We start from the raw sequence: 24000 nt of genomic DNA, 5'->3' as shown, positions 1-24000 counted from the left end.
TCATCAATCAATACATCATAAAATGAAAAAAACTATCTGCCTGCTGGCATTCCTATGTCTTGGTTTTACTGCACTTGCACAAACAACTGAAGAAGAAACCACCGCAGTCGACACGCGTGACATTTCAAAAAATGAATTAAGCCTTAATGCATTTAACCTGGTAACTTTTGGGATCCTAGATTTTTCCTATGAAAGAGTTATTAATGAGAATTCCACCTGGTCTACGGAATTATTTCTACACTTCAACAAGGACTATTACGACGAAGCCTATTACAAAGACGTTTCGGTAACCGGGAAGTACAAACATTTTTTTAGTTCCAGCTATGCCCGCGGATTCTATGTTCATGGCTTTGGAATGTTATCCTCAGGAGAATACGAAACAGAATATTGGCACAACTCCGGCACCGGGGAATCCGAATGGGATACGGACAATTACACCGACTTTGCCATAGGTTTTGGTCTGGGCGGGAAATTTATTTCTTCAGGAGGGTTTCTGCTTGATCTTAGCGGGGGAATTGGAAGAAATTTATTTAATAATTCAGCCCCGGAAATTATCGGTCAGTTTATGGTAAACCTGGGCTACAGGTTTTAGTTAAAAAATAGAAGATTACATTAAGGATCGAAAATGGCCATTTTCGATCCTTAATCTTTTTTGGGAACTCTTGACAACAGCAGATCGATAACTGTCAAATGTTGTTCTTGTTTTTTCTGAATCTAAGACCTCACTGGTTTTGAAAACCTGAGTGGTCTCGTGCTAAGATCCATAGTTCCTTCAGAATTTTCTAATAACGCAGTGCGATAATTGCCATTATCAAGTCCCCTCTTATTTTAATAGTTCGCTATTCTTCAAACTGTGAAGTCTGATGCTATTTTAAATTTATATAATGAAAAAGCAATACCTACAAGGTCAAAAAAAGACCTTGCAGGATTGGATGATTCCTACAAGGTTTCAAAAACCTTGTGGATTTAAGCAAAACAGCTTAAATTTCAAAAATCAGTAGATGAATTTGCTATTTTCAATAAATCTCAAATCAATTTCCGTACTTCTTACATTATACCTGGAAATAAGTCGATAATTGCCAAATTTCGAGCTGGACTTTTTTCCTACAAAAAATATCACCAATCCACAGGTTCTTTTCCTTTGTTTTTCAGGTATTCATTGGCTTTACTGAAGTGTTTATTGCAAAACCAGTAACCTCTGTTGGCGCTTAGTGGCGACGGGTGTCCGCTGGTGAGAATCAGGTGCTTTGAAGCATCAATTTTTTTTGCTTTTTTCTTGGCATAGCCGCCCCATAGCAAAAAAACCACATTTTCCTTCTCTGCAGAAATAATCTCGATCACCCTGTCTGTAAATTGTTCCCAACCTTTGTTTTGATGAGAACCTGCCTCGTGTGCTCTTACGGTTAAAGTTGCATTTAGTAGCAAAACGCCCTGTTTAGCCCACCGCTCTAAATTGCCATTATCGGGTACAGGTTTTCCCAGGTCGGTTTCAATCTCCCTGAAGATGTTTTTTAGCGAAGGTGGCACCTGTACATCTTCTTTTACAGAAAAAGCAAGTCCGTGGGCCTGTCCAATTCCGTGGTAAGGATCTTGTCCAAGGATAACCACTTTGGTATCTTCAAATTTTGAAAATTCAAAAGCAGCAAAAATATTCCTGCCTGCAGGAAAACATTTATGGTTTTCGTATTCATCTTTTACAAAAGCAGCAAGATTCTGGAAATAAGGGTTTTCGAATTCTTCATTTAACTTTTTTTTCCAACCCGGGGCTATTTCTACCTTCATTATAATTGAGTAAATTTGCAGAGCCTCAAAAGTAGGGAAAAATTACTATGATTAAAATCACATCGAAGAGTCTTATTGATCTTGAATTTCCGGTTGTACGTGAGCAAATCAGCACGCTTTGTATCACAGGAAAAGGGAAAGAAAAGGCCCTGGAAATAAAACCATATTCCACTTATAAAAAGACATATTTCGGACTACATCAAACGAACGAATATGTAAAATCCAAAACTCAGGAAAGTCCGATTCCCAATCACGGATTCGATACTATTGAAAATGAAATAAAGCTTCTAAACATTGAAGATTCTGTTCTTGAAGTCAGCGGCTTCAGGAAAATAGCTTCTATTTCTGAAACTGTAAATATGCAGTTGCGATATTTCAGAAAATTCAGGGAAATTTATCCTTCACTTTATCAAACCACTTCAGAAGTAGAATATACCACTGAATTGATTGAGCGAATAGGAAAAGTGGTCGATAAATTTGGTGAGATTAAGGACGATGCCTCTCCCCTGTTGCAGGAAACCAGGCGCTCTATAAATTCGGTAAAAGGAAAGATCAATTCCAGTTTTACTTCAGCTCTTACCACTTATAACGGCTATGGTTATCTTGATGAAATTAAGGAGAGTGTTGTTGAAAACGTGCGTGTTTTAGCCGTGAAAGCCATGTACCGAAGAAAGGTAAAGGGCGGAATTATGGGGAATTCCAAAACCGGAAGTATCGTTTACATTCAGCCGGAATCCACCTTTCATTTTACACGGGAACTCAATAATCTTCAGTATGAAGAAAAGGAAGAGATTAACCGGATTCTAAAGGAACTTACTAATTTTGTGCGGCCTTACCGCGAGCTGCTTATCGATTACCAGGAACTGCTGAGTGAGATAGATGTGATTTCTGGAAAGGCAAAGTATGCGGACAAAATGAACGGGATTCTGCCTAAGATTTCTGAGGACCGGGAGATTCAGTTAAAAGATGCTTATCACCCCCTTCTGCTGCTTTCTAATAAAAGAACCGGAAAGAAAACCTATCCGCAGACGATCGAGATGGCAAATGATAACCGAATCATTGTAATTTCAGGACCAAATGCCGGCGGTAAAAGTATTACGCTTAAAACTGTAGGTTTACTTCAGTTAATGCTGCAGAGCGGAATTCTTGTTCCCGTACACGAGTACAGCAGAATGTCATTTTTCGATAAGATTTTGACAGATATTGGGGATAATCAGTCCATTGAAAATCATTTAAGCACCTACAGTTACCGACTGAAGAATATGAAGAAATTTCTTAGGAAGTGTGACGAAAATACACTCTTTCTTATCGATGAATTTGGAACCGGAAGTGATCCAGAACTTGGTGGCGCACTGGCAGAAACTTTCCTTGAAGTTTTTTATGAAAAAGAATCTTTCGGAATTCTTACGACGCATTATGCCAATCTAAAAAAGCTGGCAGGAGAATTGCCAGATATGAGCAACGCCAATATGTTGTTTGATTCTCACAGTTTGGAGCCCATGTTTAAATTGCGCGTGGGAGAAGCAGGAAGTTCCTTCACTTTTGAAGTTGCCCAAAAAAACGGAATCCCTTTCAGTTTAATCAATCGTTCTAAAAAGAAGGTGGAGCGCGGAAAAATTAGGTTTGATCAGAGCATAGCAAAACTTCAAAAGGAAAGGTCTAACCTTCAGAAAACCACCGATTCTTTAAAGGATAAAGAACTAAAAGCCGCTAAGGAAAAGGATAAGCTGGAAGAAACAAATACCCGCGTTCAGCAGAAATTGGAGAGTTATCAGGAGCTTTTTGATACCAACCAGCGTCTTATATACATTGGTCAAAAAATTAATGATATAAGCGAAAAATACTTTGTTGATAAGAAGAAAAAGGAACTTATTGGCGAATTTCTAAAGTTGGTGGAAATTGAAAATTCCAAGCGTAAGAAAGAATCGGCCAAACAACGAAGAGCGAAAAAAGCCGAAGAGAAAAAAGTTCAGCAGGAAGTAGCGAAGAAAATTGAGCCGATAAGGAAACAGAAAAAGGAAGAAAAAGAGAAACAGAAAGCTGTAGCCAAAAAAGAAGCCAATAAACCGAAAGCAACACTTAGAATTGGAGATCGCGTAAGGCTGGAAGACAGTAAATCTGTTGGTACACTAGACAAGATTGAGAAAGGGAAAGCAATCGTAAATTACGGAATGTTTACCACTTCGGTTGCTATAGAGCAATTGGAGTTGGTGCAGGCAATGAAGAAGAAATAGCTTCAGAAGAAAATTGTATCTTTAATATCAATTAATTAGTTATTATGACAATGGATGTCCGGTGGAAGCAAAGATTTCACAATTTCAGCAAAGCATATAAACAGTTGAAAAATTTGTTTCTGAAAAAGAGCTTAATGAGATGGAAGAACAAGGACTGATTAAAGCTTTTGAATATACTTATGAATTGAGTTGGAAAACTTTACAGGATTTACTGAAATACAAGGGATACGTAGACATTATTGGTCCCCGCCCGGTAATTGAACAAAGTTTTCAGGATGGATTTTTGGATGATGGAAAAGGATGGATGAAAATGCATAAAAGCAGAAATTTAACCAGTCATACCTATAATGAAGAAACAGCTAAAGAGATAATTATTGATATAAGAAGTTCCTACATAGGATTGTTTGGTGATCTTTATCAAAAGCTTAATGAAGAAAAAGATTCTTAAGGAATGGAGAATAAAGCGTATAAATATGGTTTAGAGAAAAATGATCTAAAGGAAATTATCTCTGTAATTGAAGACAATGAAAACGTCGAAGAAGCCATCCTGTTTGGATCCAGAGCAAAAGGTAATTTTAAAGCAGCTTCAGACATTGATATTGCTCTGGTAGGAAAAAATCTCAAACTGAACGATATTCTGAAGATTTCCATTCATATTGATGATCTTTATTTACCCTATAAATTTGATTTTGTGAATTACTATCACATTAAAGAGGAGAGATTAATTGAACATATAAACAGAATAGGCATTAGGCTTTTTAAAAAAGAAAAGGAGTACCATTAAAATTTTAGAATCTAATAATGTTAGGCAATGGATGCATTACCAGAAAATAAAAAAATAGTTCTTTTCGACGGAGTCTGTAATCTTTGTGATGGTGCAGTAAAGTTTATTATCGAGCACGATAAAAAAGATGTTTTTCGGTTTGCTTCTTTGCAAAGTGATTTGGGCCGAAAGCTTATTGCTGAAAGAGGTCTTGATCCGGAAGAGCTGGATTCTGTGGTTTTAATCGAACCCGGGGTCGCCTATTACAGAAAATCTACAGCTGCACTGGAAATTTCCAGAGAGCTCTCAGGAGGCTATTCTTTACTAAAGAATTTTCTTGCTTTACCCGAGGGTTTTCGTGACCTAATATATGATTTTGTCGCCGCTAACCGCTATAAATGGTATGGCAAAAAAGAAAGCTGTATGATCCCTACACCAGCTTTAAAAGAGAAATTTCTGGATTAGATTTTATTGTCTTCTTCAGTGTAATTATCATCCCAATCTTTGACATTGGGCTCACCCATTTTATCGACAGATTTTGCTACCATTAGAGATACGGCAGCATCACCGGTCACGTTCACCATCGTCCTGCACATATCCAGAGGACGGTCTACAGCAAAAATTAAGGCAAGTCCTGCTTCAGGAATTCCGGCCTGAGCCAGCACAATAACCAACATAACCATGCCTGCACCGGGTACTGCGGCAGAGCCTATAGATGCCAAAGTTGCCGTGGCTATAATTCCTAATTGCGCTCCCAAAGTAAGGTCCATACCAAAAGCCTGTGCAATAAAAACTGCAGCAACTGCCTGATAGAGACTTGTACCATCCATATTAATTGTTGCACCAATCGGAAGAACAAAGCTTGTAACCTCTCTGTGCACACCCATATGCTCCTCTACCCTTTCCATGGTTACAGGTAAAGTAGCCGCACTGGAACTGGTTGAAAAGGCTAAAAGCTGAGCGGGCGCAATTCCGTTAATAAAAAACGCCGGAGTATTTTTTGTGAAAATCCAAACCAACAGCACATAGACTCCTATCATTAATGCCAGTCCTATTAAAACGGTTAAAGCATACATCGCCAGAGCTGCGAAAAGATCTGCACTTGGTGATTCCACTACCAAGGCAGCCAATAAAGCAAACACCCCATAAGGAGCGGCAAGCATAATAAGGTCAATCATCTTAAGAATAACCTCATTAAAGCCATCAAAAAAGTCTTTAACCGGCTTGGCTGTTTTTTCAGGTACTAGAATCAACCCTATTGCAAAGAAAATAGCAAAAAATATTACCTGCAGCATATTGGCATTGTCGCCGGCAGCAGCAAAAATGTTGCTCGGCACAAGGTCTTCCAGGGCTTGTAAAGGTCCTGCTTCTTTTTGTTTTTCGGCATTTAATTGTATACCCGAAGCATCGCCTTCATAACTGGCTAACAAATCCTGTCGTGTATCTTCAGAAATGGAGCTTCCGGGTTTTATGAGGTTTACCATTCCCAAACCTATGGAAACCGCTATGATTGTAGTAATGATATAGGTAACGATAGTCCTCGTTCCCATTTTGGAAAGCTTGGAAATATCTTTTAAATCTGATATTCCTTTAATAAGCGATGCCAAAATAAGCGGTACTGCAATTAACTTAAGAGCATTTATAAATATGTTTCCGAAAGGTTTGATCCAGTCACTCACAAATTCTGCTCCCCAGCTAAAATTGGTTAATATTAATGCGAATACAACTCCCGCAGCCATTCCCAATAATATCTGCCAATGCAGTGCAAGTTTCTTCATAGTAGCGCTATTTCAAAAATAGAATTAAAGTTTTGATGTCTTGTTCTGAAGCAGATAATCTACAATAACTAATGCAGCCATTGCTTCCACTATCGGTACAGCTCTTGGCACCACGCATGGATCATGTCTTCCTTTTCCCTGCATTTCCACAGATTCACCTTGTGCATTAATCGTTTCCTGATTTTGCATTATAGTTGCGACAGGCTTAAAAGCCACATTAAAGTAAATGTCCATTCCGTTGGAAATTCCACCCTGTATACCTCCGCTAAGATTGGTTTTCGTAGAACCATCATTATTAAAAAGGTCGTTGTGCTGACTCCCTTTCATCTTAGTGCCCTCAAATCCGCTACCATATTCAAAGCCTTTTACAGCGTTTATAGAAAGCATGGCTTTTCCCAGCTCGGCATGTAGTTTGTCAAAAACCGGTTCTCCCAGTCCTTTTGGAACATTTTTGATAACGCATTGCACAGTTCCTCCTACAGTATCCCCTTCTGCACGAATTTCTTTAATATAAGATTCCATTTTCTCTGCAGTTGCAGCATCAGGACATCTTACAGGATTTGTTTCAATTACTTTAAAATCCAGTTCCTTATAACTTTTCTGAAGTTCAATTTCACCAACAGAAGCTGTGTAAGCAGTAATTTCTATTCCAGACAATACCTGTTTTGCAAGCGCACCGGCTACTACCCTGCAGGCTGTTTCCCGGGCAGAAGATCTACCTCCTCCACGATAATCTCTTACTCCATATTTTTCTGTATAGGTGTAATCTGCATGAGATGGTCTGTACGTATCTTTTATATGCGAATAATCTTTCGATTTCTGATTAGCATTTTTAATAACAAAACCAATTGGTGTACCTGTTGTCTGTTCTTCAAAAACTCCGGAAAGAAATTCTACCGTATCCGGTTCCTTTCTTTGGGTGACAATCGCCGACTGTCCCGGTCGACGCCGGTTCAATTCATTCTGAATTTTTTCTAAATCGAGTTTTAGTCCGGCCGGACAGCCATCTATAACTCCTCCAATTGCCTGCCCGTGTGACTCACCAAAGGTGGTAAGTCTAAATAGTTTTCCGAAGGAATTCCCCGCCATAGTTGTGATTTTGAACAAATGTAATTTTTTAGCCACACTTTTGAAAGGCTAATTTCAATTAATCTTCACATAATACAGAGGGCAACTTTTTAAAGTATAGGTAATATTTTCGTAATTACCTGCTAAAGCTTTTTAAAAAATAAGGCCTGAAATTTAGAAAATATTAAATCTGAAAATATTGTCACAAAAGAGAAAGCTTGATATTGTAGTTATTTCTGATGTGCATCTTGGCACCTTTGGATGTCAAGCTAAAGAGCTCTGTGACTATCTGGACAGCATTCATCCTGAAAAATTAATCCTGAATGGTGATATTATTGACATCTGGCAATTTCGAAAAAGCTATTTTCCAAAAGCTCACCTGGAGGTAATTAAGAAAATTATCGATTTAAGTAGTCAGGGTACTGAAGTTATTTATATCACCGGAAATCATGATGACATGTTACGAAAGTTCAGTGATACGAAACTTGGTGGATTTAGTGTTGTAGATAAACTGGTGCTTGATCTTAATGGCAAAAAAGCCTGGTTTTTCCATGGAGATGTATTTGATGTTTCTATAAAGCACGCTAAATGGGTTGCAAAACTTGGAGGCTGGGGATACGATTTGCTTATTCGGTTTAACAGCGTTCTTAACTGGTCCTTAGTGAAAATGGGCAAAAAGAAGTACTCACTTTCCGGTAAAATAAAAAATAGCGTAAAAGCTGCTGTAAAATCAGTTCATGATTTTGAAAAAACCGCTGCCGATTTAGCTATAGAAAGTAATTACAAATTCGTGATCTGTGGCCACATTCATCAACCTAAGATCATTAGGAAAACCAATGAAAAAGGTACCTGTCTCTATTTAAATTCTGGCGACTGGATCGAAAACTTAACTGCGCTGGAATACACAAAAAATCGTTGGGAACTTTTTCATTATAAATATCCTCAAAAGCTAAAAAAAGAGAACAAGATCTTCCCTTTAACCGCTATCACCATTTCCATCCGGAATCAGAAGGATAGCAGAAAAAGGTAAGATTCAATTCAGATTTCTAAGTATCACTATTTGCTTTTGTCTGTAAGACACTATCTATTCTGGAAAGTAATATTTCCATATCAAAGGGTTTAGAAATAAAATCCACAGCACCGGCTTCCTTACAGGTCTCTGCTGCATTATGCAGTGCAGACATCATGATAACCGGAACCTGTGAGACCTCCTCATCCTTTTTTAATGCTGAACATACTTCGGTTCCATCCACACCAGAAATCAATTTGTCCAGTAGCACCAGATCAATATCGTTATCAATAATATTTTGCCTGGTCTCCAATGGCTTCTGTGAAAGAGTTACCTTGTGATCCTTAAATTCAAGAATATCTTTAATCATGTTACCTATAGATGCATCGTCATCCACTATTAAAATTTTTGCCATTTAGTATTTGTTTAGACAAGCTAATTTTTGAATAAATCCGGAGCACTCGTTGGGTTGGTTTTAGCTCTGATTCCCTCCCAAAGTCAATTAACAAAGACTTGCCACCAATATAATATTAATTTTAAAGTAATTTTTAACTATGTGAATAATTCTATTTAAGAGCATCTTTCAGAATACTTACAGGATGACGGGCACTTCTCTGAGTCCCATCTTTTATTTGATGCCTGCAACTTGTACCGTTAGCAGCAATTAGGGTATCTTCTGATGCCTTCCTTACGGCTGGGAATAATGTTTGCTCCCCAATATTCATACTTACTTCATAATGCTCTTCTTCATAACCAAAAGAACCTGCCATTCCGCAACATCCGGACGGAATTACGGTTACTTTATAATTTTCCGGAAGATTTAGAACTGTAAAAGTGACCGCAGTATTGGAAAGTGCCTTCTGGTGGCAATGTCCGTGTATTTTTATCTTTTTTTCTTCTGAAGTAAAAGAAGATGCTCTGATGTTCCCTAAAGCTATTTCCTTTTTTATAAACTCCTCAATGAGCAGGCAATTTGGCGCTAATTTTTCTGCATCAGCTCTATTATTTGCCATACGAAGATATTCGTCCCTAAAACTTAAAATTGCAGAAGGCTCTATACCTATAAGAGGGTTTTCTTCTGAAACCAAATTTTTAAACATGTCAATGTTTTTATTTGCCAGAAGTTTCGCTTCATCAAGAAAACCTTTAGAAAAATGACTTCGGCCGCTTTCTTCGTGCTCCATAATTTCCACCTGGTACTTTAACCTGCTCAGCAATTCCAGGGCATCTATACCTACCTCTGCATCCAGGAAATTAGTAAATTCATCATTAAAAAGATAAACTGTCTTCAAAGGATTTTCTACTCTTAAACGTTCCCTGTTTTTCTTGTAATAATCTGTAACGGTCTGCTTAGAAAGGTTAGGTAAACTTCGTTCTTTAGCAATACCAAAAGATTTTTTTGCTAATCCTGAAGTCAAAGAATTTTTGAAGAAGAAATTTGTAATTCCGGGAACTTTAGAACCCAGCTTATTCATTTTGGCATTGTTTACAAACAGCTTGTTTCGTCTGGAAAAACCGTTTGCTTTTTGGTATTGATACTGAAATTCTGCTTTTAAAGCAGCTACATCTACGCTGGAAGGACATTCACTTTTACAACCTTTACAACTTATACAAAGATCAAATACTTCTTTTAATTCAGAATGATCAAATTTATTCTGCTTTTCCGAATTAGTCAAAAATTCCCGTAAACCGTTTGCCCTTGCCCGGGTAGAATCTTTTTCATTTTTTGTAGCACGATAACTCGGGCACATAGTACCACCAGATTCCGCAGACTTTCTACAATCCCCGCTACCGTTACACTTCTCTGCCATCCTTAGGATTCCTTCGGTTTCAGAAAAATCCATTAAAGTTTCTACTTCAGGTTCCCTTCTATCCACAACATAACGAAAGGAGGTGTCCATTGGTGGTGCATCAATAATTTTCCCCGGATTAAAAATGTTGTTAGGATCAAAAACTGATTTTACATCTTTAAGGATCTGGTAATTTTTAGAACCTATCATATATTCTATAAACTCGGCACGTACTCTACCGTCACCATGCTCCCCACTCATGGATCCATTGTATTTTTTCACCAATTTCGCCACATCTTCAGTAATACTTCTAAAGAGCTTTACGTCCTCAGATTTTTTGATATTTAGAATTGGCCTTAAATGGAGTTCTCCTGCTCCGGCATGTGCATAATAAACTGCAGCTTGTTTGTACTTTTTCATAATCTGGCTAAACTCCAGAATATAATCTGCAAGATAGGGTAAAGCCACTGCAGTATCTTCTATACAGGCCACGGCCTTACTGTCTCCCACTATATTCCCCAGCAGCCCCAATCCTGCTTTTCGCAATTCCAGCGCCAGCTCTATCTGCTCATCCATTAGTACAGGAAAAGCATAACCCAAATCTGAACGCCGTAGCGTTTCCATTAGATCCTGTGTTTGTTGCTGAAGCTCTTCCTCGCTGTTCGCTCTAAGTTCGAGCATAAGGATGGCTTCAGGATCACCATTAATAAAGAAACGGTTTTCTTTGTATTTCAGATTCTGTTTAGTACAATCCAGGATGGTTTTGTCCATCATTTCACAGGTGAAAAGCGGATGTTTCATAGCCGGCACAACAGCCTGCAAACATGCTTCTATAGAAGTATAATGAGCGGCAACCATAGAGGACTTAGGTGGAGGCAATCTGTCGAGTTGCAAAGTTATTTCTGTGGTGAAAGCTAAAGTCCCTTCACTTCCTGACAGGAGATTACATAAGTCCAACTTCTTTGTGGAAGTATTATCGAATACTTCAGAATAAACAAGATCATCAATTGCATATCCTGTATTCCGGCGGTGCATTTCCTGCGGCGGAAACTTATCTTTTATCTCATTTTTACTCTCTTCCGGAGATAATTTTGCTTCTATCTCTCTGTAAATTTTTCCTTCAAGGTTTTCAAGCTGAAGCTTTTCCTGAAATTCTTTCTTTGAAATGGACCGGAATTCTACCTTGCTCCCATCACTCAGGAGGGTTTGGAGAGAAACAACTTTTTCCCTGGTTGTGCCGTATTTAATTGAAGTGGTTCCACTGGAGTTGTTTCCGACCATCCCTCCAATCATGCAACGGTTTGAGGTAGAAGTATTAGGACCAAAAAACAGTCCGTGTTCCTTGAGGATACGGTTTAGGTCATCCCGAATTACTCCTGGCTGAAGCCGTACTGTATTATCCTGGGTATTAATTTCATAAATAGTAGTAAAATACTTAGAAACATCTACAACAACTCCTGTTCCCACACATTGCCCTGCGAGAGAGGTTCCTGCAGTCCTGGGAATTAAAGACGTCTGATTGTCTGTTGCAAAATTTATAAGCAGCTTCAGGTCGTCTTCATTCTTAGGATAACATACTGCCAGAGGCAGTTCTCTGTAAACAGATGCATCTGTGGCGTAAATGGAACGCCACAGGTCATCGTAAAACAAATCCCCTTCTAATTCTGCAGATAATTTTCTTAGTTCTTCCTTCATAATAAAAGATGCTAAAATACGTTTTTTACTATGATTGGCTTAACAGTGTATTAAAGAAAATTAACAATAGATTGGGGAATGTAGGTATTTTCGTTGTACAGTAACGATTACATTTGTTTCTTAAATCAGAAAATTTAAAGAAAACATGAAAAAGTTCTTTTTACTGGCAGCACTTACAATAGGTGCAGCATTTACAGGCATGAAAGCTCAGGAAATTGCAAGCAATGCCATAGGTCTTCGACTTGGCGGAGGAAGTGGTTATGGAGCTGAAGTTTCTTACCAGAAAGCAACAGGTTCTAACAACCGCTTAGAATTTGATCTTGGCTGGAGGAATGATAATAGCTTTGATGCCTTTAAATTGGTAGGTCTCTATCAATGGTTATGGAACCTGGATGGTGGTTTTAACTGGTATGCAGGTGCAGGTGCAGGTGTTGGTAGTGTTAATGACAAAAGAGGTGGAGATTATAATGACGGCGCTTTTCTTTTAGTAGCCGGAAACCTGGGTATTGAATATAACTTTGATATACCATTACTTCTATCTCTGGATTTACGTCCTGAAATAGGATTTAATGATTACGATGTGGTGGATGGATTTTCACCAGATATTGCACTGGGCGTAAGATACCAGTTCTAGAGTTTACCTTTAAATAAAAAAAAGAGGCTGCTTTTTAAAAGGCAGCCTCTTTTTTTGATTAAAACAATGATAAATTGTTTCTAAGCATGACCTGCTATGATATCTGCAACAGAACCGGTAGTCTTCTTTTTTAGTCCATGTAGACCAGCACAATGCGGATCTGATGACAGCTTCTATTGATGCAATAGTCGTGTTTTAAGTATTATAACATCTGAAAGTAACAAATTAAGTTTCTTCCCTTTTTCCGAAAATTATCTCATTTCAAATCTGTTGTCGTAAGATTACAGCTTCTCTATTTCAAAAATTCGCGAAATAAAATCCGCTTCTTGCAATTTACCCCAACCACCAGAATCTTTCTACCTAAATAAATAATCCTAAAGGCAAGCCCAAAGACATTCGGTTTTTAAAATAAGTTCAATTAAATATCATCATTTGTGCAAAACCTGATAGCCCTTTCCTGAATCCTGGTTCTTCATAGGCAGTTATTACAGGACTATAGATTGGGCCATTTTGTAACATTTTCAATTGCTATACAAGTTCTTGTCAATTTTCGATCAACTTTAGGACTGAAGACAGGCTGTCGGCACTTCCTTGAACATGCCAGATGATACAGTAACAAAGTGACTTTTTATAAATATGCGTACTTGAGATCACGTTAAAGACTACTTCATTTTCACACGAGGTATTTCTCTGGGTATTTACCTCTCTAGAACAAAACAGATATTTGTTCTGCAAAATTAAAAAGCTTGTAAATAGTTCTAGGGGTTTTTTAGAATCCAGATTTGGAACAACATTCTTTCCGTTCCTCCTATCCTTTAATATTCACTTTCTTAAATAAAAGCCAAAGTAAGATTTTCCCCATTTGAGACCCGTTTTAATTCTTAAATTTAGATTTAAGCAGTTTCCCAGTAAAGCGGAAAACCCACAGTATTAGCCAGTTTAAAGCGCTGAAAAAAATTAAATATTAAAGAAGCTTCAAATAATGCTGAATATATCAGAATTATCTAAAGAATCGATTAAAAAAATTTTAACAAACCTAAAGGAAGAGTCAGAAACCAATTGCAAACTTCCGGGAGGCGGATTAATGCATATTGAGAAGGAAATTCCTTATCTGGTAATCTATCGTAAAAAGAAAAAAGATCTTTATACTAACCGGATGGTAATAAGTGAATCCTCATACCTCATCATAGGAGAAAAAGATTTTGAGGGATACCGGGAACTTATTTTTGCCATTTCAGATAAATTATCTGTAAAGTTTGAATCCTATATGCTCCTTGAAATGTATGCCGGTGAGAATGGGAGTAGTACCTTTTTAATTAAAGGTCCATCAAGAAAACTTCCCACCACCCTAAAAGTATTGCAGGATGAACTTAATAAAATAAATAGGAATTTTTCTGGATTATACTTGAAAGCAGAAATACAGGATACCAAAGAGCGACAGGCAAAAGATGACGAACCTCTTCTTTCTTTAGAACAGACCAAGAGATGTGGAGCAGTATTATTGGGACTGGAAATTCCTCCTGTTTATAGGGGTGATAGCAAAGAATTTTATCCTGTTTTGTTCAGGACTTACAGAGATTTTATAATTCGAGCGCTTCATATAGCCTTATATGACTTTTTAAGGGTTCAAACTTCCAGCAGTGTACCCAGCTATAACGCCTTAGGAAGACAGGTGCTAAAAGAGAAAGTCTTTGAAATAGACAGGGAACTATCAAAAATTGAAAATAGTTATCAATTCCTATGGCTGGTCTCTCCTTCTAATATTTACGACATTAAAAATACCTTTTTTGACAGTAATTATGACAAGGTCCTGGATTATCATTACCGGCTTCTGCCTATAGATCCCGATGTGCTCAAAAGGAAACTTTATAATTTAAAAATTGAAGATGTAGATGACCCTGCAATGTCGCAGATTTTTCGGGAAAAGCGGGAAGAACTGGATCAACAAATTACCATGCTTAACGAACGTGGTACGCGAAACTTTTTTTACAATAGTATCAGGCTTCATAAAGGTATTGGCAGGGAATTGTGCGAAGAGGCAGAGCAGGTACTAACAGAGATTGAAGAAGCACAGGAAAAATATGAAACTCCTGATAAGGATCTTATCGATTCCCGTGAATTCAGTAGCCTTGCCCGTAAAGAATTTGAATACTTCAGGAATCAGGATGAGAACTTTAAAGGGAAAGTACATATTCGTAAAGATGTGAATATTATGATGGTTTCCCAGGGAGAATTGTATGTTCCTGAAGATTATAAAATGAAACGTAAGGAATCTGAAGCCCTTATTCAGCATGAAGTGGGAACCCACATGTTAACATATTACAATGGTAAAAAGCAGCCCCTGCAGCAGTTAAGCATTGGGCTTGCAGATTATGATCCACTGCAGGAAGGTCTTGCTGTAATGTCGGAATATATGGTAGATGGACTAACGCCTAACAGGTTAAGAACATTGGCAGGAAGAGTGGTGGCTGGTAAAGCATTAATGGATGGAGGCGATTTTAGGGAAATATTCCAGCTCCTTGTTAGAAAACATGGCTTTTCACCCGAAAGATCTTTTAATATTACCTCCAGGATTATGCAGGGTGGCGGATTCCTAAAGGATATTATCTATTTACAAGGCCTGGTAGAATTAAGAAAATACCTTCAGGATGGAGGTGAATACGAACCTCTTTTAGCGGGTAAATTCGGAATTAAACACACCGGAGTAATAAAAGAATTGACGGAAAGGGAAATATTAAAACCCGGGGCCTTACGTCCCAGTTATTTGTTAACTGAAAATGTAAAAGAAAAACTAAAATTAATCAGAGAGGGGTTACCTCTTTCAAAAATGGTAAGTAAATGAAAATATGTTTTGTATTAAACGATGTGGCCACCGAGAAAAATGGTACATCTATAGCATTAATGACAGAGGCACATGTTAGAGGACATGAAGTCTATGCAATGGGAGTGGGTGATTTCAGCTTTCATCACGATGCCCCAATAAGTATTAACAGCACAATTTTGCCTAAAAATACGAAGACAAAATCTCCAGCAAAATTCCTGGAGGCGCTTCAAAGCTCCAAAGCGAGACACAAGAAAGTTTCTTCTAAAGATCTCGATGTGCTTTTCATTAGAAATAATCCCACAGAAGAGGATGACAGGCAATGGGCAGAACAGGCAGGAGTGGCTTTTGGAAGAATGATGCAACAGGAAGGTGTTTTGGTCTTAAATGATGCTTATGCCTTGTCCCATGCGTTTATTGATAAACTCTATTTTGAAGAATTGCCGCAGGTTATAAAACCAGATTCCATTATCACGAGAAGCAAAAAAGACCTTCTTGAATTTTGGGAGAAGCAAAACAAAAAGATGGTTCTTAAACCATTGGAAGGTTCCGGAGGAAAAGATGTTTTCCTTATTGATGAAAATGAGAAAAATGTGAACCAAATTATCGAAACTATCAGCTCTCAGGGCTATGTTATTGCGCAGGAGTTCCTTCCCGCTGTTAAAGACGGCGATGTAAGGGTGCTTCTTATGAATGGCCGTGTAATGGAAAAAGACGGAAAGAAGGCGATTATACGCAGAGTTAGCGGCGAAGGTGAATTCCGTAGTAATTTTGCGTTGGGAGCAACAGCAGATAGCAGTGATTTGACAGATGACATGAAAAGAATTGTTGAACTCACTGCTCCAAAATTAATCCGTGACGGCCTTTTCTTTGTGGGACTCGATATTGTAAAAGATAAGCTTATCGAAATTAATGTGCTTAGCCCGGGTGGAATGGAGCGATTTGCAGATATCGGGCTACCAAAGTTTACAGACGTGGTTATTGAAGCCATAGAGCGAAAGGTAGATTACAAGAAAATGTACAAAGGCACCCTTGCTAACCGCACTTTAGCAACAATGGACTAAAATAGATAATATGAATTCAGAATTAAAAGAAGAAATACCAAGAATAATAGGAAAGTACACTTCAGGTAAAGAAGGCCCTCTTCTCTTTGTGACCGGTGGAATTCACGGGAATGAACCAAGCGGAGTAAAAGCTTTGGAAAGAGTTTTTTCTGAACTGAAAAAAGCTCGTCCGGAAATAGAAGGAACCATCGTGGGAGTTTCTGGTAATCATATGGCGCTAAACCAAAACAAACGTTATATAGACGAAGATCTTAACCGTACCTGGACTGAAGAAAACGTAAAGGAAGGAAAAAAGGATACTCACGAGAAAAAAGAAATGTTTGAAATCATAGATCTTCTGAATAAATTTTCGGAACAAGATTTCACTAAACGTTATTTCCTTGATTGCCATACCACTTCATCAGCAAGTCTCCCCTATGTTTCCGTTCAGGAAGTGAATGATAATGATGAATGGGCCCATAAATTTCCGACTTACATTATAAGAGGTTTCAGCGATATTATTACGGGCGATATTGACCATTATTTAAGCCGCATCGGGATGACCGGTTTCGTTTTTGAAGCAGGACAACACACCGATGAACGTTCTGTAGAAAATCATGAAGGCGTGATCTGGCTCGCGTTAAAAGAAGCTTGCGGACTTAATCTCGAAAAGATTTCAACCTACCCGGATTGTGTAAACCGCTTTGCTGAAAAAAATGCACCACCACAAAAAACTTTTGAAATTATCCATCGTCACGGACTCGAAGATGGAGATATTTTTGAAATGCAGCCGGGTTATGAGAATTTTCAGAAAATTGAAAAAGGAGAGCTGCTTGCAAAACAAAACGGAAATGAGGTAAAAAGCGAATGGGATGCCTATATTTTTATGCCACTCTACCAGGCACAGGGTAACGACGGATTTTTTGTAGTCCAGGAAGTGTAGTAATTAAATGCTATGCATTTTGAATATAAAAAGGTTTTCTGAAATATTTCAGGAGACCTTTTTTTTCTGAAGGGAACCTGAAATATGGCAATTTTCGCCAATAGTAAGAGCTCCCCGATACAAAGGAGTGGCGCACTTGGATTAAATACTTGGTACAATACCCATTACACACAAATCACCGTCAGCAAGAGCCTGTCGAAGGCCATTCATTCTAAAATTAAAAAATTTTCAAATTTTCAAATCGATCAGAGCCTCTCTCCAGATCGATAATTGCCATTTTCGAGGAGCCCTTTTTCAGGAAATCGCTATTACAAAAAGCCCAATAAGAATAATTATAATACCAATAAGCCTGTTCCTAAAGTTCTTCCTTTCATTCATATAAAAGAAAGCAAACAGAATTATAAATACTGAACTGGCCCTTTTAATCGAAATCACGTAAGCCACCAAAATAAACTGAATTGCAAACATTTGGGTTAACACGCTGGCAGATCTAAAAAAACCGACCAGTAACAAAGGCCATTTTCTTTTGTTGATTTGGGATAACGGCTTTTTAGATTTTACTGCCAATATTGGAATTAAATAAAACAGAATTAAAAAATCCTTACTGAAGGACCAGAAAACGGGAGAAGTTTCCTCCACTCCTATTTTATCAATATTTGCGGTAATACTCCAAATAAAAGCAACCAACAACATATATCTTGGTCCCTGCTCTTTTACCAGCATCGCAAAAGGTGCAAAGAAATTCTTATTGTCTTCGCTAATGTTCGAAATATAAGTCCCCGCCACAATTAAAATAATTCCCACAATACCTAAAAGACTGGGGAATTCCCCGATTAAAATCGGTGAAGTGAGCAACATAAACAGCGGAGTAAGAGTGATTAATGGCACAGTGACTGAAAGTTCAGAACGTTTTATAGCTTTAAAATAAAGCAGGATTACAATTAACTGAAGTATGGAGCTGGCCAGAAGTGCCCATAAAAATCTTGGTGTCATTTCTTCAAACCCAAAATAAAAAATGAGCGGAGCAAGCAATATACTCTGCACCAAATGCATAGAAAAGGCTGCAGTGTATTCGTCAATATGATGCAGGTTAAATTTACTTGTTATATCTTTTAATGCTTCTGAAATAGCCGTCCCGAATGCCAATAAAAATCCTAACATCTTTCTAATTTTCTGGTTCTACGGGAAAGGCGATTGTGCTCATTTCCGCATTTGCTTTTGCACCGGTGTTCATCCTGCTAAACTGGATCACCACCGGAGTACTGGTCTTAATAAAACAACTGTAATTTCGTTCCAGTTGCATTGCTTCGGGATCAATAATATCATTAAACCGTATCTTCCGTAGACGTTTTGCTTCTACAATGATTTCATAAGTGCCAACAGGTTTTTGATCCTCATAAAATAACAACAGCTCAACGATTGCATTTTCTTCAGAAATGTTTAAAACCGCGATTTTATCATGGCTTATAAATTCAGGCTCCTCTCCATTGTTTTTAAAAGGAATGCGTCCTGCTGAAAAGGCCCAGTCGATTTTTCCTATTGCTTTCATTGTTTTAGTATTAAAAGTTCCTCCATATACGGACTTAAAAAAATATTATCAGGATCAAATCTTTCCCGATACTTCTGAAAATCATCCCAGCAGGGAAACAGCTCTTTTAATTCCGCTGCTTTAAGGCTATGCTTCTTTCCCCAATGCGGCCTTCCCCCGTATTTTCTGAATATCGGCTCGATAGCTCTAAAATAATCCCAGAATGGAAGTCCGGCGTTATGGTGCAGCGAAATCGTTACCGAATCCCGTCCATACATGCTGCTCACAAAAGCGTCATCTGCTTTTATTGTTCTGTAAAGCACTCTCCAGGCAACATCTTTTCGCCACTTTTTCTTAATTTCCCTACGTACCTCCAGAAAACATTCCGGAGCATTTTTAGCAGGAAGAGCATATTCCATTTCATCAAATTTGAGGTGCCGGGACCGTGGTAAAACTTCATGGCTGTTTCCTTCTATTTCAAGTTCTAACGTACCATAAGAGATTTCCGGCATGTCCTCTGCTTCTTTGTTCATCACCCTTATTTTGGCCATATCACTTCGCGGGTACCAATAAAAATCGAAATTGCGGTTATTCTCCTGTAAATCTTCCAGGTTTTCCAGGCACTTTTCTATGGGTACACACCATTCCTTTCTTTGCAATTTGAAAAACGGCTGCAGTTGAAGCCGCATCTTTAAAAAAATGCCACAGGTACCCAATGCCACCCTTAAGGCCCGGAATAATTCTTCATCTTCCTCAATGGTCTTCTCTATAACTTCTCCCGTTCCGGTTATCATTCTTACACCAACAAGCATTGAAGAAAGATTGCGTAATTCCCTGCCCGTGCCATGCGTTCCTGTACCTATAGCGCCCGCTACGTTATGCATTGCCAGTCCATACCTGTAAAGGTCCTTGCCTGCTTCTTTTACCGTCATTCCTGCTAAAACGGTAGCACGGTTTTTCTCCAAATCTGGTGCTTCAACTCCTTTAAAATGCTTCAGGGAAAGAAGAATATCTTTAGTTTTTACAAGCGGACTGGAAGAATGTCCGGCTCCAACCACCCGCAATTTCCTGTTCTCTCTTCTTGCCTTTTTGACGAGCTGCACTATTTCCTCTTCAGATTCAGGAGTAATTACCTGTTCCGGCTTAAAGCTTAAACTTCCGCTCCAGTTTTTCCACTCTTTATTTTTCATAAAAAATCTATTCTGAATAAGCTATTGTGGTTAACAAAGCATTTTCTGCCTGTCGTGAATCCAGCCTTGTATGCTGTACAACCACCGGAATATCAGATTCTATTACACAGGCATAATCGGTGTCTTTTGGAACAGGTTCAGGATCTTCAAGATCATTAAACCGAAGATGTTTTGTTCGCTGTGCCTCTACCTCAACTCTGTAAGGTCCTACAGGATCTTTATCTGTAAAAAAAAGTGTAATTTCCACCTGGGCTTTCCTGTTGGAAGTATTTAAAATACAAGCTGTTTCATGACTTGTAAATTCCGGTTCGGGCCCTGTGCCGTAAGAAGGAATATAACCTTCAGCAATTACCCACGTTTTCTTTCCGAATGTTCTCATAATTTCTCTTTTTACTGTTAGTTATCGTTGTTGATCATTCTTTTATTTCTGCTATTAAACCTTCATTACTCTCTAATTGTACTGTTCCCTCCAAATTTTTTCCTTCCTTCTCAACATGCGTGGACGCAAGAATAATGGCTTTAGAAAACGGTACATTTGTCTCCATAGTTTCATCCGAATCTCCCAGGTTTAAAATGACAAAAATTTTCTTTTCTTCTGAAGAACGTATATAAGCTAAAAGATTTCCTTTTGTTAATACCGGCCGATATTTGCCAATTTGCAGTGCCGGCTCTTTTTGCCGAAGGGCAATGAGTTTCCTATAAAAACTGAGCATGCTTTCTTCGGAATCCCACTCATTTTTCACATTTAATTCTTTATAATTTTCCATTAACGGAAGCCAGGGTTTTACACTTGTAAAGCCTGCATTTTCTGAAGAATCCCATTGCATCGGAGTCCTTTCGGGGTCGCGGTTGAGTCCCTTCCCCGGGATATTCTTTTCCTGTGGATCCTGAACCTGATCTGGTGCAATTGGCACATCTTCCATCCCTATTTCATCTCCGTAATAGATGGTTGGGGTTCCTCTTAAAGTCAAAAGCATCATTGCAGCGATTCTCGCCTGCTTCACTCCTACTCTCGTCGCAATCCTCGAGTTATCGTGATTTCCCAGAACCCAGTTTGGCCAACCACCGGGCGGCAGGGCCCCTTCATAGTTATTAATTGCTGCTTCAATCTCCCTGGCATCCCATGGTAACAGTACCAACTGAAAATTAAACGGCAAATGTGCACCGCGGTTATCTTTACCATAATACTCCACGAGCTGCTCAACCGGAAGATAAATTTCCCCAATAAGAAGCCGCTCATCAAATTCATCTATAACCGACCTCATTTTTTCTACAATATCGTGCACCTCTGGCTGGTCTGTGGTGTATGTCTGAAGATGTTTGTCATATGGCGAATAGTCTTCGGTATAATTTGGGTTTGGAGGATTATCCCTAAATTGCGCATCTTTTATAAGATGCCACATTACGTCTACCCTAAAGCCGTCTACACCTTTATCTAACCAAAATCGCAATACATTAAACATTGCTTCCTGCACTTCAGGATTACGCCAGTTCAAATCTGGCTGCTCTTTCAAAAAAGCATGATAGTAATATTGATTCGTCTCTTTGTCGTACTCCCATCCACTTCCGCCGAAAACACTTCCCCAGTTTGTTGGTGGGCCACCATCTGGCGCCGGGTCTTTCCATATATACCAATCCCGTTTAGGATTATTTTTAGAACTTCTTGATTCCAGGAACCACTCATGCATATTTGAGGAATGATTGGGAACAAAATCAAGGATCAGTTTCATCTCTCTTTCATGAATTTCCTCAAGCAGGCTGTTGAAATCTTCCATCGTTCCAAACATGGGGTGGATCCCTGTGTAGTCACTCACGTCGTATCCAAAATCTGCCATTGGCGAAGGATAAATTGGTGAAATCCAGACTACTCTTACTCCGAGATCTTTAATATAATCCAGCTTTTCGATGATCCCGGGGAGATCTCCTATTCCGTCGCCGTTGTTATCCTTATAAGAACGCGGATAAATTTGATACACAATTTCCTTTTGCCACCATTTATACTTTTCCGTTTGAATCTCCTTCATATTTTGAATTTTCTGTTGTTAGTTCTTTTTCCTGTGCTATCGCATTATTAAAGGGTGATTTATAAAAATCGTTTTCTTTTGTGCAACCACCGGTAGCCGTATGGGTTCAATTTAATTTCCTGTGAATCTGAATCAAAGGCTTTATAACGCTCGTCCCCAAAGATATCCACGATCTCTTCGGGATTTTCAAATTTGGTTTTTACCATAACTTCTTCATCAGAAAAGTTGTGGAACGCGATTGCTGTTCCTTTATCTGAATTCCGGCAGTGGGCAAGGACACTTTTGTTACCCGTATCCATCACGACGTAATCGCCCCAACCAAATTCACGGAATTCCTTTCTAAATTTTATGGCATGTGCCATCCAGTTCAGTAAAGAATCATGATCGCGATGTTGATCGTGTACATTGATCTTTTTGTAACTGAAATCTCCTTCAGAAATAGTATTCCTAATAAGCTGATCTTCGGGAGCATCAGAAAATCCGCCGTTTTTATCGTTGGACCATTGCATTACAGTCCGTACACTGGAGCGGCCTTCCATAGAAAGATCCTCTCCCATTCCAATTTCCTGCCCATAACGTATAACAGGAGTTCCCGGCAGGGTAAACAATAAGCTGTAGGCCATTTCAATTCTTTTGCGGTCGTTGTCTAGCATAGAAGCAAGACGCCTCCTGATTCCACGCCCAAAAATCTGCATGTTCTTCTTCGGAGCAAAGGCTTGAAACACCTCCTGCTGTTCCTCATTGGATAATTTACTAAGATTCAACTCATCGTGGTTCCTCACAAAAATTGCCATTTGTTCCTTTTCAGAAATCTGTGGTATTTTTTTAAGTGCATCTGCCAATGGAGTAGCTTCTTTTCTGGCAAAAGATAAAAACATGTAATTGTTTACATAGAAATTGAAAAGCATGTGCATTTCATCTTCATCTCCAAAAAAATTCTCATATTCATCAGGAGGAAGATCTACTTCTGCCAGGAGAATAGCATCTTCCTTCTGTGTTTCCACAAATTCCCGAAAATGCCTGAAAACCGAGTGTGGATCTTTACAGAAATCTACTTTGCCTTTTTTATTGAACATGTGCGGCGCAGCATCAATCCTGAATCCGGAAACGCCCATCTTTAACCAGAACTGCATAATCCTGAAGATTTCTTCCTGTACATTTTCGTTAGAAATGTTAAGGTCTGGCTGGTGGGTATAAAAGGTATGGAAATAGTAGGCCCCGGCTTCCTCATCCCATTCCCAATTAGAACCATCCTCTTCACCGCCGCTCATTATATTTTCCTCTCTATCTTCTGGTTTTTCATCTACCCATATATAGAAATTTCGATATTTGGAATTTTTATTCTTTCTGGCTTCCTGAAACCACGTATGTTCTGTAGAGGTATGATTTACTGCCAGGTCAATAAGAATCCTAATCCCTACTTCATCTGCGGCATCTATAAGCTGTGCAAAATGCCCTAAATCGCCAAGCCTGGGATCCACTTTGTAGTAATCCCTTACATCGTATCCATTATCCTTATTAGGGGAATCAAAAAAGGGCATTAGCCAAAGGCAGTTCACACCTAAGCTTGATAAATAAGTAAGACCATTAGTAAGACCTTGAAAATCTCCAATTCCGTCACCGTTCGAGTCTTTGAAGGTTTCCACATCAAGGCAATAAATCACTGCATTTTTATACCAGTATTTGTTCATCTTTTTC

At 38.6% G+C, this 24000-nt stretch carries 20 protein-coding genes and 1 pseudogene; 10 read left to right on the top strand and 11 right to left on the bottom strand.

Features of this window, described 5'->3' with window-relative positions; all coding sequences use genetic code 11:
- Positions 1–22: 22 nt before the first annotated feature.
- Positions 23–592, top strand: coding sequence for a hypothetical protein (locus RM541_RS04920; protein WP_311499106.1), 570 nt, complete (start codon positions 23–25; stop codon positions 590–592).
- A gap of 524 nt (positions 593–1116) precedes the next feature.
- Here the strand turns inward: RM541_RS04920 and RM541_RS04915 are convergent.
- Entirely contained in the window at positions 1117–1782 is a 666-nt protein-coding gene (locus RM541_RS04915; protein ID WP_311499105.1) for a uracil-DNA glycosylase, read from the bottom strand.
- A 47-nt stretch (positions 1783–1829) separates the two neighbouring features.
- Between RM541_RS04915 and RM541_RS04910 the strand changes: the two genes are divergently transcribed.
- From RM541_RS04910 to RM541_RS04895, 4 genes and pseudogenes are all read left to right on the top strand, one after another.
- Positions 1830–4016 carry an endonuclease MutS2 gene (locus RM541_RS04910; protein WP_311499104.1) on the top strand — a complete coding sequence of 729 codons (2187 nt, stop codon included), beginning with the start codon at positions 1830–1832 and terminating at the stop codon, positions 4014–4016.
- A gap of 124 nt (positions 4017–4140) precedes the next feature.
- Positions 4141–4464, top strand: a pseudogene (locus RM541_RS04905) (nucleotidyltransferase substrate binding protein); the annotation flags it as partial.
- A 3-nt stretch (positions 4465–4467) separates the two neighbouring features.
- Positions 4468–4800 (top strand): nucleotidyltransferase domain-containing protein, encoded by a 333-nt coding sequence (locus RM541_RS04900; protein WP_311499103.1) that lies wholly within the window; start codon positions 4468–4470, stop codon positions 4798–4800.
- A gap of 27 nt (positions 4801–4827) precedes the next feature.
- Positions 4828–5244 carry a thiol-disulfide oxidoreductase DCC family protein gene (locus RM541_RS04895; protein ID WP_311499102.1) on the top strand — a complete coding sequence of 139 codons (417 nt, stop codon included), beginning with the start codon at positions 4828–4830 and terminating at the stop codon, positions 5242–5244.
- On the opposite strand, the gene RM541_RS04890 is transcribed toward RM541_RS04895, so the two are convergent.
- Both RM541_RS04890 and aroC read right to left on the bottom strand, forming a co-directional pair.
- A complete protein-coding gene (locus tag RM541_RS04890; RefSeq protein ID WP_311499101.1) occupies positions 5241–6557 on the bottom strand; it encodes a dicarboxylate/amino acid:cation symporter in 1317 nt (438 codons plus the stop codon). The two genes, RM541_RS04895 and RM541_RS04890, sit on opposite strands and share 4 nt — an antisense overlap.
- Before the next feature lie 24 nt (positions 6558–6581).
- Positions 6582–7646: a chorismate synthase gene (gene aroC / locus RM541_RS04885; protein ID WP_311499285.1), complete on the bottom strand. Its 1065-nt coding sequence runs from the start codon at positions 7644–7646 to the stop codon at positions 6582–6584.
- Positions 7647–7824: 178 nt separating this feature from the next.
- Between aroC and RM541_RS04880 the strand changes: the two genes are divergently transcribed.
- Complete coding sequence (locus RM541_RS04880; protein ID WP_311499100.1) at positions 7825–8655, top strand: UDP-2,3-diacylglucosamine diphosphatase; 831 nt, start codon at positions 7825–7827, stop codon at positions 8653–8655.
- Between the two features lie 16 nt (positions 8656–8671).
- Here RM541_RS04880 and RM541_RS04875 read toward each other — a convergent pair whose 3' ends face one another.
- Positions 8672–9049 (bottom strand): response regulator, encoded by a 378-nt coding sequence (locus RM541_RS04875; protein ID WP_311499099.1) that lies wholly within the window; start codon positions 9047–9049, stop codon positions 8672–8674.
- A gap of 151 nt (positions 9050–9200) precedes the next feature.
- A complete protein-coding gene (locus tag RM541_RS04870; protein ID WP_311499098.1) occupies positions 9201–12119 on the bottom strand; it encodes an FAD-binding and (Fe-S)-binding domain-containing protein in 2919 nt (972 codons plus the stop codon).
- Positions 12120–12264: 145 nt separating this feature from the next.
- Between RM541_RS04870 and RM541_RS04865 the strand changes: the two genes are divergently transcribed.
- The 4 genes from RM541_RS04865 to RM541_RS04850 all read left to right on the top strand — a co-directional run bounded on the left by RM541_RS04865 (position 12265) and on the right by RM541_RS04850 (position 17560).
- Entirely contained in the window at positions 12265–12753 is a 489-nt protein-coding gene (locus RM541_RS04865) for a hypothetical protein (RefSeq protein ID WP_311499097.1), read from the top strand.
- Between the two features lie 982 nt (positions 12754–13735).
- Complete coding sequence (locus RM541_RS04860) at positions 13736–15595, top strand: peptidase MATCAP family protein (RefSeq protein WP_311499096.1); 1860 nt, start codon at positions 13736–13738, stop codon at positions 15593–15595.
- A complete protein-coding gene (locus RM541_RS04855) occupies positions 15592–16638 on the top strand; it encodes a glutathione synthetase (RefSeq protein ID WP_311499095.1) in 1047 nt (348 codons plus the stop codon). The genes RM541_RS04860 and RM541_RS04855 overlap by 4 nt, the downstream gene beginning before the upstream one ends.
- A 10-nt stretch (positions 16639–16648) precedes the next feature.
- Positions 16649–17560 carry a succinylglutamate desuccinylase/aspartoacylase domain-containing protein gene (locus tag RM541_RS04850; protein ID WP_311499094.1) on the top strand — a complete coding sequence of 304 codons (912 nt, stop codon included), beginning with the start codon at positions 16649–16651 and terminating at the stop codon, positions 17558–17560.
- Between the two features lie 294 nt (positions 17561–17854).
- Here the strand turns inward: RM541_RS04850 and RM541_RS04845 are convergent, their stop codons facing one another.
- The 6 genes from RM541_RS04845 to RM541_RS04820 are packed head-to-tail and all read right to left on the bottom strand — an operon-like array spanning position 17855 to position 23993.
- A complete protein-coding gene (locus RM541_RS04845; RefSeq protein ID WP_311499093.1) occupies positions 17855–18721 on the bottom strand; it encodes an EamA family transporter in 867 nt (288 codons plus the stop codon).
- 4 nt (positions 18722–18725) lie between these two features.
- The gene (locus RM541_RS04840; protein ID WP_311499092.1) at positions 18726–19109 is read right to left on the bottom strand and encodes a sensory rhodopsin transducer; all 384 of its coding nucleotides are present in this window, start codon (positions 19107–19109) and stop codon (positions 18726–18728) included.
- Positions 19106–20278 carry a D-arabinono-1,4-lactone oxidase gene (locus tag RM541_RS04835; protein WP_311499091.1) on the bottom strand — a complete coding sequence of 391 codons (1173 nt, stop codon included), beginning with the start codon at positions 20276–20278 and terminating at the stop codon, positions 19106–19108. Before RM541_RS04835 ends, RM541_RS04840 begins: the two co-directional genes overlap by 4 nt.
- 7 nt (positions 20279–20285) lie before the next feature.
- Positions 20286–20657 carry a sensory rhodopsin transducer gene (locus RM541_RS04830; protein ID WP_311499090.1) on the bottom strand — a complete coding sequence of 124 codons (372 nt, stop codon included), beginning with the start codon at positions 20655–20657 and terminating at the stop codon, positions 20286–20288.
- A 34-nt stretch (positions 20658–20691) separates the two neighbouring features.
- The gene (locus tag RM541_RS04825; protein ID WP_311499089.1) at positions 20692–22302 is read right to left on the bottom strand and encodes an alpha-amylase family glycosyl hydrolase; all 1611 of its coding nucleotides are present in this window, start codon (positions 22300–22302) and stop codon (positions 20692–20694) included.
- Positions 22303–22361: 59 nt separating this feature from the next.
- Complete coding sequence (locus RM541_RS04820; protein ID WP_311499088.1) at positions 22362–23993, bottom strand: alpha-amylase family protein; 1632 nt, start codon at positions 23991–23993, stop codon at positions 22362–22364.
- Between the last annotated feature and the right edge of the window lie 7 nt (positions 23994–24000).

This window comes from Autumnicola psychrophila (assembly GCF_031846645.1).
Classification (GTDB): domain Bacteria; phylum Bacteroidota; class Bacteroidia; order Flavobacteriales; family Flavobacteriaceae; genus Autumnicola; species Autumnicola psychrophila.
The sequence above is the reverse complement of the archived record's forward strand: the minus strand, read 5'-3'. Positions and strand labels throughout refer to the sequence as shown.